At 46.9% G+C, this 13,861-nt stretch carries 10 protein-coding genes and 2 pseudogenes; 7 read left to right on the top strand and 5 right to left on the bottom strand.

Translation table 11 applies throughout. From position 1 onward, the window contains the following. Nucleotides 1-265: 265 nt before the first annotated feature. The 5 genes from PU624_RS02030 to PU624_RS02010 all read left to right on the top strand — a co-directional run bounded on the left by PU624_RS02030 (nt 266) and on the right by PU624_RS02010 (nt 6,421). Entirely contained in the window at nt 266-2,194 is a 1,929-nt protein-coding gene (locus tag PU624_RS02030; protein WP_283544635.1) for a methyl-accepting chemotaxis protein, read from the top strand. 405 nt (nt 2,195-2,599) lie between these two features. Next, nucleotides 2,600-3,301 carry a glutathione S-transferase family protein gene (locus PU624_RS02025; protein ID WP_283544634.1) on the top strand — a complete coding sequence of 234 codons (702 nt, stop codon included), beginning with the start codon at nt 2,600-2,602 and terminating at the stop codon, nt 3,299-3,301. Between the two features lie 218 nt (nt 3,302-3,519). Then, on the top strand, nt 3,520-4,086 hold the full coding sequence (locus PU624_RS02020) for a TetR/AcrR family transcriptional regulator (protein ID WP_283544633.1): 567 nt from the start codon (nt 3,520-3,522) through the stop codon (nt 4,084-4,086). Between the two features lie 551 nt (nt 4,087-4,637). Then, nucleotides 4,638-5,255, top strand: coding sequence for a protein phosphatase CheZ (locus PU624_RS02015; RefSeq protein ID WP_283544632.1), 618 nt, complete (start codon nt 4,638-4,640; stop codon nt 5,253-5,255). Further along, nucleotides 5,252-6,421, top strand: coding sequence for an alginate lyase family protein (locus tag PU624_RS02010; protein WP_283544631.1), 1,170 nt, complete (start codon nt 5,252-5,254; stop codon nt 6,419-6,421). The genes PU624_RS02015 and PU624_RS02010 overlap by 4 nt, the downstream gene beginning before the upstream one ends. A 54-nt stretch (nt 6,422-6,475) precedes the next feature. Here PU624_RS02010 and PU624_RS02005 read toward each other — a convergent pair whose 3' ends face one another. The 3 genes from PU624_RS02005 to PU624_RS01995 form a co-directional block, all read right to left on the bottom strand. Beyond that, a complete protein-coding gene (locus tag PU624_RS02005) occupies nt 6,476-6,766 on the bottom strand; it encodes a hypothetical protein (protein ID WP_283544630.1) in 291 nt (96 codons plus the stop codon). Between the two features lie 238 nt (nt 6,767-7,004). Beyond that, nucleotides 7,005-8,549 carry a methyl-accepting chemotaxis protein gene (locus PU624_RS02000; RefSeq protein WP_283544629.1) on the bottom strand — a complete coding sequence of 515 codons (1,545 nt, stop codon included), beginning with the start codon at nt 8,547-8,549 and terminating at the stop codon, nt 7,005-7,007. A 181-nt stretch (nt 8,550-8,730) separates the two neighbouring features. Next, nucleotides 8,731-9,114 (bottom strand): hypothetical protein, encoded by a 384-nt coding sequence (locus PU624_RS01995; RefSeq protein WP_283544628.1) that lies wholly within the window; start codon nt 9,112-9,114, stop codon nt 8,731-8,733. 156 nt (nt 9,115-9,270) lie between these two features. Here PU624_RS01995 and PU624_RS01990 point away from each other — a divergent pair, with 156 nt between their 5' ends. Beyond that, nucleotides 9,271-10,266 (top strand): LysR family transcriptional regulator, encoded by a 996-nt coding sequence (locus tag PU624_RS01990; protein WP_283544627.1) that lies wholly within the window; start codon nt 9,271-9,273, stop codon nt 10,264-10,266. Nucleotides 10,267-11,163: 897 nt separating this feature from the next. On the opposite strand, the pseudogene PU624_RS01985 reads toward PU624_RS01990, so the two are convergent. Next, nucleotides 11,164-11,923 (bottom strand): annotated as a pseudogene (locus PU624_RS01985) (substrate-binding domain-containing protein); the annotation flags it as partial. 160 nt (nt 11,924-12,083) lie between these two features. Between PU624_RS01985 and PU624_RS01980 the strand changes: the two are divergent. Continuing rightward, nucleotides 12,084-12,257 (top strand): annotated as a pseudogene (locus tag PU624_RS01980) (hypothetical protein); the annotation flags it as partial. 85 nt (nt 12,258-12,342) lie between these two features. Here the strand turns inward: PU624_RS01980 and PU624_RS01975 are convergent. Continuing rightward, the gene (locus PU624_RS01975; protein WP_283544626.1) at nt 12,343-13,701 is read right to left on the bottom strand and encodes an esterase-like activity of phytase family protein; all 1,359 of its coding nucleotides are present in this window, start codon (nt 13,699-13,701) and stop codon (nt 12,343-12,345) included. Between the last annotated feature and the right edge of the window lie 160 nt (nt 13,702-13,861).

Raw genomic sequence — 13,861 nt, 5'->3', positions numbered from 1 at the left:
AAAGGCATACTCATGATCAATAAGCATGGAGTCTGCGCCGGGGGAACCCGCAAACCGTTTATTCAGCGTCCGCTTTATGCCAGAAGCGGACACTGCAAATCACAGTGATATAACGACTTAACGCAGACCAGCAAAATACCCCGCTCATTTTCTGAACATTCATACCCGCCTGCCGATAATAAATTAGCGGTATGCCACCAGGTTATTTTCCGCAGAATTCTTTCAACACAATATAAAAATAGTTTCCTGATATATAAGGGTAAATATGTTTCCTGCACGTATTGCTACAAAAATGACATTGGGTGGCGTCCTGTTGTTAGGCGTGACTACCGCGATTGTCTGTCTTGTACTGTTGTTACGTGGGCAACCACGCATTATTGAAGCCAGCAATAAGTTAATTGAGCAAGCCGGTGGAAACCTGGTCAGCAAGCTGGATCAGCAGCTGGCCGGAATTCAGGGAGAGGCGGTCAGCATGGCGCGTCTGGCAGAAGTTCTGCCACACGATGTCTCGCTGTGGCAAAGCAGTTTTCCACAGATGATTGACAGTAACGGCAATCATACTATCGCCGGGGGCGGCATCTGGCCTGAGCCGGAGGCTTTTGTTGCAGGCACTGCACGGCGCAGCTTTTTCTGGGCGCGTGAAGAGAACGGCAAACTGGCCTACTCAGACGGATATAACCAGCCCGCGACCAGCGATTACCACCAGGAAAGCTGGTATACCCAGGCACGCAATGCGCCACGCGATCGCTGTACCTGGTCTGATGTTTATCAGGATCCGGTTTCAGGCGTCAAAATGGTGACCTGCAGCGTGCCCTACTATATCGGGGACCGTATCGCGGGCGTTGCTACACTGGATGTGATGCTGAATAACCTGGCACAGTTTGTGAAAACACAAGGCAATGTAACGGGCGGTTATGCCTTTGCGGCAGACAAAACCGGTACGCTGCTCTACTTCCCTGGCGTGGATAATAAGGTGCTGAATACCCTGTCCTCGGTCGCCCAGAAAGACAGCTGGCTGCAGCCTGTGGTGTCAAAATTAAAAAGCCTCGGGCCTGATGCAACCCTGGCCCGACTCAACGGTGTTAATGATATACATCTGAATCAATCCGCACAGTTCACCCTGTTCCGCATGCCGGGAACCGGCTGGATCATAGGTCTGGTGACACCGGAGAAAGTGGTCGGTGGCATGGCCCGCACGATCATGTGGGATATTTTCATATTCCTTGTGCCTGCCATGATCATTCTGCTTATTCTTACCTGGTGGTTTACCCAACGTATTGGCCAGCGCCTGCGTCATACCTATGATGCCCTGAATGAAATTGCGACAGGAGATGGCGATTTGACGCGCCGCCTTGAGCGTAATGGCCGCGACGAACTTGCCGATATTGCCGGAGCGTTCAACGTTTTCGTTGACAGGATTGCGGGTGTCATCACCCGTGTACAAAGCAGTAGCGAAACGGTAGCAATCAATGCATCAGGCCTGGCCCGCAGCAATCAGTCGTTTTCAGACAAGATTGCAGAGCAGGCAGCCGCACTTGAACAGAGTGCTGCCGCGATGGAAGAGCTGAACGCAACAGTACAGCAGAATGCTGAAAACACCCGGCTGGCTGATACGGTCGCGGAAAACACCTCACAGATAGCACAGACCAGTTCAGGAACCATGGATGAAATGATGCTCACTATGGAAGCCATCCAGAACTCCTCAAAACGCGTAGCCGAAATCCTGGGACTCATCGACAGCATTGCTTTCCAGACCAATATTCTGGCGCTGAATGCCGCTGTTGAGGCCGCTCGTGCAGGTGAACAGGGCAGAGGATTTGCCGTCGTCGCAGCGGAAGTGCGTGCCCTGGCGCAGCGCAGCGCAAGTGCCGCGCAGGAAATTAAAGTGCTCATTTCCGATTCCGACAGTACGGTGATTGCTGGCAGCAAGCTGGTGAAAGGCGCTGGCGAGCAGTTAAACCAACTGGTTAACGACGTGCATCGCGTCAGGCAGGTTGTGGGGGAAATGCGGGTCGCCGGTGACGAGCAGAGTAAAGGTATTTCTGAAATGACGCTGGCTGTCTCACAGATGGAGCGCGGTATTCAGCAAAACCTGTCGCTGATTAATCAGACGGCAGAAAACACCCAGGTTCTGCGTGACGAGGCAGCGCAACTCGCTCAGGAAATATCCGTCTTTAAAGTGGTTAACGGATAGTGCAACGAGCCGTCTTTATCACAGAGCGTATCGGTGATCAGAGTTTGACAGCGATACGCCCGTAAACAGATCTCACGTTAATGCCCGGCCCTGTTATCGGGTGCCGGGCGATTCAGGAACCTGTAGTCATTGCTGCACGTGAAAACACTGTGTTACGGGGATCCGAAGCATTAATTTTTTAAAGTATTTCCCCGGTTTCTTCACTCATCGGCATTTTTTAATCCTCCGTATTTTTCCCCACCTTTAGCTATGCCTGCGCTGCGATCCCGTATCAACCAGCAAGGCCACCGAAAAAAATCTACCTAACAACTGTTAGACAGGTATTGACGCAGGTCGATTTGCCCGCTAAGGTTTGTCTACCTAACGTTAGTTAGGTATTCCAGCCACCCACCTACAGGATCGACCATGACTGCTAAACTTCAGCTTTTTACATCACCTTCGGCCTTTCCTAACCCACAGCGTCTGCGACTTTTCATGCATGAAAAGGGCATCGCTGACCAGTTTGCCGAGACCATCTATGACATGACCCCTGGCGGAGAACAGCGTGGCTGGCGTCATTTGAATATGAATCCGTGGGGCGAAACGCCTACCCTTCAACTGGCTGACGGGAGTTACATTTCCGAAACGGCTGCCATCGTCCGTTATCTCGACCAGACGTATCCCGGTCGCAGGATTATGGGAGAGACCGCACTGGAACAGGGCCTGGATAATATGTGGGATAACCGGGTGTGGGTGCATATCCTGTACCGCATCGTGACAGCGTTCCACGTGTTGCACACCGGCCTCGGCTTCAAGCTGGAATTGACCAAAAACGAGGCCTGGGGCGAACACTGCCGTAAAGAAGCTCTGGCACACGCCGCGCTGGTCAATCGTCATCTGTCAGACGGCCGCGAATGGCTGCTCGGCGGCGATGCCCCGACCTTCTCGGACATTACTCTGGCAACCGCGATCGCCTTCTCAAAATTCCCGGTCAATGCCACTCCACTGGACGAGCGTTTTGAGTTTCTGGATGTGTACTGGCAGCGCTGGACAAAACGTCCTGCCTTCCAGGCGGCCTACGCCGATCGCAACAGCGGCATTCCTGAGCTGGATTCACCAGCCCGGTAATAGCCTCTCAATGGTCACTCCGGTAAGCCGGGATCGTTATCCACTGACTTTCCCGGTAACCAGAGTGATCATGATAGCGTCGGATATTGATGGCGCCACGCTGCCTGAGCATCCTGGATGCGTTGAACTCACTGACAATCTATCTGTCACCCGGTAAGCGTTTGCTGTAAATTAACGTTCCCTGTTTTAGAGATCATCCCAATACCAAAGGCATCAAGATGAGCGCCAACTCCAAAGAAGCCATTCTGCTGGCGGCCCGGAAAATTGCCCAATCGCAGGGCTACAACGGTTTGAATTTCCGCGACCTGGCGCAGGATGTGGGTATTAAAGCGGCGAGTATTTACTACTATTTCCCGGGCAAAGCTGAGCTGGGTATAGCCGTTGCCAGACGATACTGGGAGGACGGTGCGCTCGCGCTCGAAATGATCGAATCAGAAAGCCCTTCCCCCATTGACGCGCTGCGTCGCTTTCCTGAAATCTTCCGACGATCACTTGAGGCCGACAATCGTCTTTGTCTGGGCAGTTTCCTGGGGGCTGAAAAAGACACCTTGCCCCCGGAAATGAATGCAGAAATACAGAAGTTTGCTGATGTGAATATTGCCTGGCTGAACAGGCTTCTGGTGGCTGCGAAGCTATGCGAATCAGGTGAGAGTGAATCCAGAGCACGCGCCATTTTCACGGCCATTGCCGGTGCCCAGCTTATTGCCAGAAGTCGCTCAGATATCTCGCTTTTCGATACACTGGTGGATTCATACCGCGCCTTCGGCCCTCTGCCGGCAGAGTAACTGCCCGCGATCCGGTTCAACGAAGGGGCAACCTTCTGCCTGCATGACGAGCCATGAAAAATGTATTACGTCATGCAGGCATGGTGATTACGCTGGCGCTGGTGGCAGTCATTGTCAGTAACTGGCAAAACGAGCTGATCCCTGTAGATAAAAATTGTTATTCATAACCAGCGGATAAAATAGATCTCATTGCAGGACATCGATGTTATTGAAACCTTAACTGGCCTTAATAAATTTCAGGGACTTCAGTCATAAATTAAATTTTCTGACATGTATTTATTGTTAAAATTTATAAATTAAATTCTTATTCTAAATAAATTACTCACAATGAAAAAAGATAATAAATGTCTATAAATGGTAATAGATCTATCCTGCAGAGACAAATACCAGCATAATGATTTAGCAGGTTAAGAAGAGGATGAATATATTAAAAATGTTAACGTAAATTATTCAAACTATAGTCTGCAAACCTGAAAATAGTCACTTAAATAAAATCGTAAACCACCGATAATTTTAGATGGTAATTTATTTTAAAACAGGAAACTGCATTTATGTCACCGGAAAATTCCAGAAATGAAAATGATATTCATATACTGACCGTTCGCTCATGTGAGATTCTGCGCAACCTCAGAAACAGTCTCAGGCAGCTCGGATTAGATAAAGCGATCGAAGAACTGGCCGGGGACATCCCTGGAGCACGTGAAAGATTGGGTCATGTTGTTACTCTTACACAGGAAGCAGCAGATAGCGTACTTCTGAATGTGGAAACAGCAATGCCCGGACAGGAGCGGCTGTCTGAAGATGCGGACAGCCTGAAGTTACGCTGGAATGCCCTTTCTGAGGGGCCGGAAGATAAAAATCTGGCTTATGAACTGGCAACAGAGACGCGAGCATGGCTGATAAATGTCAGGCAGGTTAACAGCGAAACGTCTCAGCAATTGCATGCCATTATGATGGCTCAGGGTTTTCAGGATGTGACTGGCCAGATTGTCCAGCATATGGTGGGTATCCTTAATCAGGTAGAGCAGCAGTTGATACAGTTACTGCGAGACACTTCACCCGGTATTGTCAGCCCAGGTCATTCAGAGAAACTTTCTTCAACTCCCTCTTCAACTTTACCTGCTAGCCAGGACGATGTAGATGATCTGCTGGCGAGCCTGGGATTATGAAAAAAATATATAGCGTTTCTTTCCTCGTGCTGTCTTTTATCCCCCCATTATGCTTTTCAGCTAATCATGATTTTATTCATCCGGGAGCGTTAAATACTTCAGATGAGTTTAATTTGATAGCGCAAAAAGTCAGAGAGAAACGTAATCCATGGGCGTCTGATTTTGCAATGTTACGTAGTAACAGCCATGACGCCATAACCTACCAGGCTCATCCTGTATCGATAGTTTATCGGGGAACAGCGCCAGGACACGCTCACGAAAATTATGCCAGGCTTTTTAATGATGCTGCCGCCGCGTATGCTCTGGCTCTTGACTGGCGTATCAGTGGAGATAACGCGCGTGCATTAAGAGCTGCGGACATTCTGTTGCAGTGGGCTGAGCAACTGAAAAGGATCGATGGCACTTCAGATAAGTTTCTGGCTTCAGGTTTATATGGTTATCAAATGGCCATTGCAGCTGAAACCCTTAAGGGTTCAACTGCTTTTACTTCACAGGAGCAACAGAAAGTTAAGCAGATGCTGCTAGAAATTTTTGCTCCCATGAATAAATCTTTTCTCGAAAATCATAATGGCGCAAAGATAGATCATTACTGGGCTAACTGGGATCTTTCCAATATTGCTTCACTTATGGCAATAGGTATATTTACTGACAGGAAGGATCTTTATACAGAGGCCAGGGATTATTATCTTCATGGCAAGGGAAACGGTGCAATAATGAATGCGGCCTGGAATCGATACCCTGACGGACTGGTGCAGTGGCAGGAAAGTGGTCGCGATCAGGGACATACGCTTCTTGGAATTGGCCTTGCCGGGGTCATATGCCAGCTGGCATGGAGTCAGGGAGAGGATTTGTTTAGCTCATACAATAATCGTCTTCTTGGGGCTGCTCGTTATGCAGCTGTATATAATTCAGGCGGCAGTGTCCCTTTTACCCCTTACCATAACAGCGACGTTGTTCAGAACACTATCTCTGATACGAGCCGTGGTGACCCCCGGCCAGTATGGGCTCTTTTTTACGGACACTACGTCGAAAAGATGCATCTCAAAGCGCCGGAAATTAAAACCATTATGGAAAAAAGCGGAGACGAAGGTGGTGGTGGCAACTATGGCTCTGCTAGTGGGGGATTTGATCAGTTAGGTTATGGCTCTTTGACGTTCCTTCAATAGAAATTAATAATTACTTCCAGTATTCCACGCGTCAAAAAATACAGGGAAATCAATTTATCTTTTTTCTTGAATCGTACGGGATAATGTATTGTGAAAATTATGCATACACATTATTGCCCTGCCCGTCATAACAATCTCAACCAGAGTGGTTTTATCCTTAACTACGGCCCACTCCACGAAATTTATATCCGCCAGATATGGCCTGAACCTGCAATATACTTTCTGCAAGTGGATATAGTTATTTATAAAAGTATTTGGGTCTTTGTATTTACCTTCACTCAACTGCAGTAAAAGCGCATCAGTCTGACCTTTTATTTCAATAAACTCCAGGTACATCTCATTCATTATTTTCCACTCCTGAACTGACATTGATATCAGCAGCGCATTAAAATTTTTTTATACCAAAGAGACGATAAAATATTTTAAAACCTTAATGCGCCTGTTAACTATAAGTCACAATGAATTTACGACGAGCTACTGGAAAACTACCCGGCGTAAAGATCTGGAGCCCTGCTCTAACCCTTACAAATTCCGGTTGCTGATTAGCTAACCAATAAACCCGAAGTATCTATCTGAATATATTTCAGACACTGAAAATTGATGTGATCTCTTTTAAAAAATGGACCTGCCCGGAAAGTGAACTCAAAGCAGATGTAGATTCCTCAACCAGTGTCGCATTATGCTGGGTCACGCCATCCATTTCGGTAATGGCTATTTCAATCTGTGATATGCCCTGCATCTGCTCTGAAGAAGAAAGTGCGATATGGTCCATAGATTCTGCAAGCACACCTACCTTGCCAACAACACTGAGAATATTTTCGCCCGTTGCCGTAGCTATAATGACGCCACCTTCGACCTGGCTTACAGCCTGCTCAATAAGGATCTTGATGTCCCTGGCTGCATCAGCACTTCTCTGAGCAAGCGTTCTGACTTCTCCTGCTACTACGGCAAAACCACGTCCTTCTTCGCCAGCGCGTGCAGCTTCAACTGCAGCATTCAGCGCGAGGATATTTGTCTGAAAAGCGATACTTTCAATAACGCCTGTAATTTCGCTGACTTTTGTCGCACTTAAGGATATTGCATTCATTGTTTCAGACATAAGTTTGACATCCGATTCCCCCTGTCTGGTCAGGTCTGCGACCGCCCTGGCTGATACCGCGGTTTGTTGTGCAGTTGCCGAATTATTTTTAACAGTTGACGTTAATTGCTCCATGCTGGTTGCCGTTTCCTGGAGGGCAGCAGCCTGCTGTTCCGTCCGGGACGATAATTCTTCATTCCCTCTGGAAATCTCATCTACAGCAAATGCGACACTGACTGATGATTTCTTTATCTGCGAAACCAGTCCCCGGAGACGTGTCTGCATTCCATTTAATGAAGCCATGAGACTAGTAGTATCGCTCTTTTTAATATTGATAAAGGAAGTCAGATTCCCTTCAGCTATAGATGAAGCAATTAACCTGGCCTGGACGGGTTCCCCTCCCAATTCACGCATAATCGATCGGATAAGTGTAATACATGTCAGAATTGAAAAAACAACAGAAATTATTGCGATGCATACCAGTACTGTGACTGCAGCATTTGCATTTTTACGGTTTTCTTCCACCGCGTTTCGCGTATTATCCATCTGCACTGTGGTCATATCGTTCAGGGCGTCCATTAACGCTCTGTGTACTGGACGGTTGACACTAATAAGATAATTCACTGCTTCTTGTGTTCTGCGAGACATGGCCAGTTGTGCGGTGTTTTCAATAGTCATTAAGGCCTTTTGCTCAAGCTGAATTATCTCAGAAAGTTTTTTGCGTCCGGCAAATGTGGAATCTTCTTTCAGAAGTTTCTCCAGCGCGATTCTGTTTTGAATGTAAAATTTCTTCTGACTTTCAAGACGCTCATATTCTTCTTTCACAAGAGCCGGATCCGTGAAGAGAGCCACATTTCTGACAGCGACCGCCATATCCCGAAGATTACCTCTCATGTCGAGAATTAACCCGTATTTTTTCATTTTCACGGTGGCTACGTTGTCCATCCCCTTCTGAGCATGAGATAACGCATGATGAGAAATTCCCACGCAAAGTGCGAAAAGGAGGATGAGAAAACCAAATCCTATTATAAGACGAGTCGATATTTTCATTGTGCATACCCATTTATAGTTAAATATAAAATAACATCGACAGAGCTTCACTTTAATGCAGGTGAATTTTCTTATTTTAACAGGCTTATCAGTCATACAGATGATTAATAAGAAAGCATTAAGATTAGTAAAAATTTACAGGGATCGGATTTTACATGCCTGACGCGATGCATTCTTAATATCAGTTATCCGCAGCGTTACTGAGTGATTCGGTAAGACTGTCTAACATATTCTCAAACATCCTGACAGCGAGTAGTAATGACTGGGCATTGTAGTAAAGCGCTGGATCATTATCAAAGAGATAGTTTTCAAAGTTATTATTTTCATCATGTAAAATCTCTGATACGCAGGCCAAATTAAATCTTATAATATTTACATTGTTAATGTATTCATCAAATATTTTGTACTTCTTGCTATTAAGTTGATGCACCATACCAGAAGAAACCTCAGTAAAAAAGGATAACTCACGGTGTTTATCAATATTAATCAAGGACTTAAACCTATTCACATCGCCTGCTCCATAATTAATATTTATTAATTTATTTCTTTTTTCGAAAGTTATCATACACAGACAAAATAAAAGAACAACCCTGTAAAATTTTATCTTATTTTATTTACGAAATCCTTACACTCCCGCCGCTATTATTATTCGTATAGATGATGTTTATATATTCACTAATTAAATATAACCATCCGAATAGCAGCCAATTTGACTTAGTGGATGTTTATTCTGAATAAGGAAAAGGCTTACACTACCAATTATAATATTTTGCATTATGCTTACGTAGTGGCTGATAATATTACAGGCGTACAGGTGATGAATCTTAAGGATCTTGAATATTTCGTGGCCGTTGCAGAGAAAGGAAGTTTTAGCAGGGCAGCTGAATGCTGTAATGCATCGCAACCAACTATCAGTAACTCGATAAGTCGGATGGAAAAGGAATTAGGTGCTTCCCTTTTCAGACGTTCAACGCGCACACTTGCTCTGACAGATAAAGGAACAGAAATTCTTGCTTATGCGCAGTCAATACTCGTCTGTATGAGAATGATCAGGGAAGTTGCCGATACTGAAGAAGTCATCAACAGATGTATGCATCTGGGTATCACTACATCTCTTTCTCATTACCTCTACACGCAGGTAGTTAACTCGCTGGACGGATTGACTGAACGGCCGGTAAAGGTTCATGAAATCAGTAAGGATAATTTCAAAACCCAGATTGATTCCGGAAAAATGCATTGTATCCTTTCAGCCTGTGACGAAAACTTTTCCCTCTATGAAAAAAAACTGGTTGCTGAATTCCCCTACGTGCTCGCTGTCAGCAGTGAAGACCCCCTGGCTGACAGTAAAGAAATCAGTCTGGATGAACTGAAAGACAGGATGGTTTTAGGGATTCAGGACAGTAATTCTCTTGATACGTCACAGAACAGAATCCTTCTTAAGCATGGACTGAATTTCAAAAAAGACATCATATTTACTACAACAGAAGTTCTTAAAATGGCACTTTTGCAAAAAAGAGAGATCGCTTTAATCCCTCAGTATGCTGTCAGAAAAGATGAAAAGATAAAGTATATCCCTCTCAGAGGTACAGCAATAAAAAAGAAGTTATATCTGATTCACAGAGGAGACACTACTGAAGATGAGGTCTTTGCGCGACTTGCATCAGAAATAGGGAAAGCCATCATACCCGTATCTGAAAGTTTTTCTGATGTGTTTTAAAAATTGCTTCAACTCTGCCGGCAGCATAATAAAAAAAAGCCCGCGGCTATTGCGGGCAAAACACACACGGATAACTGATGTTAAGGGCGTTATGAACTCGCCTTTCAATTTGATTATAGAATTGGGAAAAAATAAGTCAATCTGAGTGGTGACATTTATTTTCTCCTCTGGCTTACATTATATATTTGCTGTTAAAATAATTTCCTGGAATTTATTTATATATCGAACTCATGTGATATCAGTAAATTTCATTTTCATATCAGAATTAAACGTAATATGAGCCAATACACATCAGACTGGCTAATTGATTAAGAACTTAAACAGTCTGTTTCCTTTTACTCTGCACTACGGCTCTCATTAGCTCTGTCAACCTGAACTCATCCGCAGGAGGCCCCTGAGAAACCCGGTATTTTATCACCCTCTGGCAGGCAATATGCCAGGAGCGCTGGTACACCCCTCTAGCCGCGGCTATTTACGTTCTTTCATAGTGTCATAGGGTTACGCAGCAATTGCAGCGAGGATCCCCGGCATATGCAGCGCCGCTGCTTCGAGCCAAAGTCAGTAAAACAGCACTTTTATGGCGTCACCACCTGCGTTGATCACACCCTCTGCTAAGCCATTAATGTTTTGCTCGTCAGCCAGGTCTCAGTGGTTTTGGTTGATGTAGAGAGTTGAAGGACATAATCATTAACAGCAGACGGGCGAATGAATGACGGGTTACGACAAGACCTCCGCTCCAGAACAGTCGGAAAGGGTTTCAGTGCTGAGATGAGTATGAAACTTTCCTGAGGACGGAACGGCGTAACGCCAGTGAATGGCGTCACGCATCCGATTGAAGTACCGGAGTCAGGCGGGAGCTAAGTGGCTTGAACATACTTGCATGCAGCGAGTCAGCGATTACTTAAACATCGCCCGGTAGCTGTCCAAATTGGCTTTGGTCACCACCGTGGCCGGCACCAGAATGGTTTTTGACACGGTTTTGCCCGATGCCAGCGCGTTCAGGGCTTTTACCGCCTCTTCACCCATCTTTTTCGGATCCTGCTGCAGCACGGCCGTGACATAACCGCCATCAATGCCGCTAATGGCTTTTGACGTCAGATCCCAGCCAAAGACTTTGATGTCCTTCTGACGCCCCTGGTTTTCAACGGCAGCAATCGCCCCCAGCAGTGCCGGTTCACCGCTCGCGTAGATAGCGGTTAAATCCTGATTACCGGTAATCAGGTTTCTGCCGCCGTCATCGCAGTACCCTGCACGTTCTGGCCATGAACCACGTCCGCTACGGTAATGCCCGGATTGCTCTTAATGGTTTCTTCAAATTCTTCTTGACGCTGGTTCGGCACGGCCGAGTTCAGCGTGCCCACAATACCCAGTCGCGCTTTGCCGTCCATATTTATCGCCACGTAGTCGACAAAATATTTACCGATAATTTTGCCGCCTTCCAGGTTATCCACGCCCATCTGCGCCGCCTGAGGGCCGCCGGTAATATCCCAACAATCGCAATCACCGGTGTTTTAGCGGCGACCGCTCCTTTTATAGCTGGCATAATCCCTTTGACGTCAATCACATCCACCATAATGCCCTTCACATCCTGTTGAATATAATTTTCGATCGCATCGTTTTGCGACACTGGATTATCGTTGGCGCTAAAGATCACTAACTGCAGGGTGAATAGTTTTGGCAGGCAAATATCGTCTGAATGGCTGCTTCAGCCAGAACCTGAATAAGCGACTTTCTGCACACCGTTCATTATGGTGCACGCGTGAAAGGAATTAATCGGGTTCAGGAGTGACTCCCGGGTAATGCGGTAAACGCCTTTCGGTCCCGGCGAGCCATCACTGGCACACCAGACCGATAAATACTGCCTGCTGAGCCGGTTGGCGGAAGCAGAGGCGCTGTATCGTGCACTGATTAACAACTGGATGAAGTCATGTTTTCCTGAAGAGAAAATGCATACTTTTTCGAATACCCGTACAGCGCTCTCCCTGAAATAACGTTGTGACCTGGTGATTGCAGACGTCAGCCTGAAACAGTCCGCTTAATGACATAAGCGGACGTTGACGTTTCATCCATTGAATCTTACTTCAGCGATTCCGGCAGCGTGACAATCCACAACTCACTGTCTGACTCCGGTTTCTTCAGCGGCTTCAGAGCAATTGTCGTGGCAACCGGCTTATTATCAACCGTAAGCGTCCCCTGCTCCGTTACGCGATAATCCTTGCGCTTCTTGCCTTCCACCGGATTTTGCATGACCGTTTTCACGCCAAAGTCATTGTCATTGGTGACCGCCAGCGTTTTGTTGTCGATCAGCGCCAGTCCTTCTGCCTTCTCCTGCTGCCAGCCGAGCTGACGTAAATCGACCACCAGCTTTTTCGCGGCGAATTTAATGCCACGCTTCACCAGCGCTTTCTCGTCGTCAAACTCCGGATAGTCACCAGATTTATCAAATGCTGAAAGCTCGGTAGCCGGGCTGAGATCTACCTTATAGACAAGGTTGCGTTGCGCATCGTTTTTATCGCTGCCCTGTTCAATCAGCAGGATATGCTGATTGTCGATCGCCACGATATCACCGATTTTTGCGTCACTGTTTTTACTGTAAGCCTCGCTGTCGATAGGGTAACCATACATGGCGGTTTTCCCGGTCGCCGGGTCGAAGCTCACCAGACGAGTAAAGCGCGCCTGCTTTTTACTTTTACCGTCGATATCCAGCGTGCTCTGCACTGCGGCGATGATACGTCCATCCGGCATCCGGGTGATCCCTTCAAAGCCGCGATTTGGCTGACGCCATTTAAGAATATTCGGCAGACCGCCCGCGATGGATTTCTCTCCCTCTGCCGCCTGCGGCCCATGCATCGCGAGAATTTTACCGCGCTCATCAACGTTAATCAGGAACGGGCCATACTCATCGCACAGCCAGTATCCGCCCTTCCCATCTGGCGTAATGCCTTCTGTATCCAGACCGCGGTTATCGCCGTGCAGCACTTTCAACGTATCGCTTAGCGCGATTTCATTGGTTGACCCGATAACGCCATCCTGCAAGGGCAATCCGTTTACGTTGCCCTTATCGTCATGCAATGGCAGGGCATCCGTGGCCTCCGCTTTGCCGTTCTGCACCCGGATATTCATCAGCATCGGGGCGAAATCTGGCGTGACGAAAATTTTTGATTCTTTCTTACCCACATCCGGTGAGTCGGCATTCGGTCCGCGATCGGTGACGGTCACGAAGGTCAGTGCATCGCCCTGCCTGCCAGTAAACTGCAAACCGGAACCGATCCCCATCGGCAAACCCTGAGGAAATGCACTGGCGAAGGCACCTTTGTAGCTCACACGCGTCCCTTCGGGGAAACTGACGATGTAGTGTTCGACCTTCGGCTGTGCCGCTAACGTAGACAGAGAAAGCGAACAACCGATAACCAGAGAAATCGCTTTTATTTTCATATTTTTATATCCATGAAGGAAAGCTGTGAGCCTAAAGAATAAAAATGACAGAAAAATGAAATCACCGGGAAACATGGGTTGTTTACAGGTTGATTATTACCCCGTTACGAAAGCGGGAAGAACTTGTTTGTGGACATCGGCCAGCTGGTTCCCATGTTCG

It is taken from the genome of Pantoea sp. Lij88, assembly GCF_030062155.1.
GTDB lineage: Bacteria > Pseudomonadota > Gammaproteobacteria > Enterobacterales > Enterobacteriaceae > Pantoea.
The sequence above is the reverse complement of the archived record's forward strand: the minus strand, read 5'-3'. Positions and strand labels throughout refer to the sequence as shown.

Bases quoted from the DNA above. Each gene is read 5' to 3' on its own strand.
- PU624_RS02025 (WP_283544634.1), top strand. From the start codon at position 2,600: ATGACTGCTAAACTTCAGCTTTTTACATCACCTTCGGCCTTTCCTAAC.
- PU624_RS02000 (WP_283544629.1), bottom strand. From the start codon at position 8,549: ATGAAAATATCGACTCGTCTTATAATAGGATTTGGTTTTCTCATCCTC.
- PU624_RS02030 (WP_283544635.1), top strand. From the start codon at position 266: ATGTTTCCTGCACGTATTGCTACAAAAATGACATTGGGTGGCGTCCTG.
- PU624_RS02020 (WP_283544633.1), top strand. From the start codon at position 3,520: ATGAGCGCCAACTCCAAAGAAGCCATTCTGCTGGCGGCCCGGAAAATT.
- PU624_RS01990 (WP_283544627.1), top strand. From the start codon at position 9,271: ATGTTTATTCTGAATAAGGAAAAGGCTTACACTACCAATTATAATATT.
- PU624_RS02015 (WP_283544632.1), top strand. From the start codon at position 4,638: ATGTCACCGGAAAATTCCAGAAATGAAAATGATATTCATATACTGACC.
- PU624_RS01975 (WP_283544626.1), bottom strand. From the start codon at position 13,701: ATGAAAATAAAAGCGATTTCTCTGGTTATCGGTTGTTCGCTTTCTCTG.
- PU624_RS01995 (WP_283544628.1), bottom strand. From the start codon at position 9,114: ATGATAACTTTCGAAAAAAGAAATAAATTAATAAATATTAATTATGGA.
- PU624_RS02005 (WP_283544630.1), bottom strand. From the start codon at position 6,766: ATGAATGAGATGTACCTGGAGTTTATTGAAATAAAAGGTCAGACTGAT.
- PU624_RS02010 (WP_283544631.1), top strand. From the start codon at position 5,252: ATGAAAAAAATATATAGCGTTTCTTTCCTCGTGCTGTCTTTTATCCCC.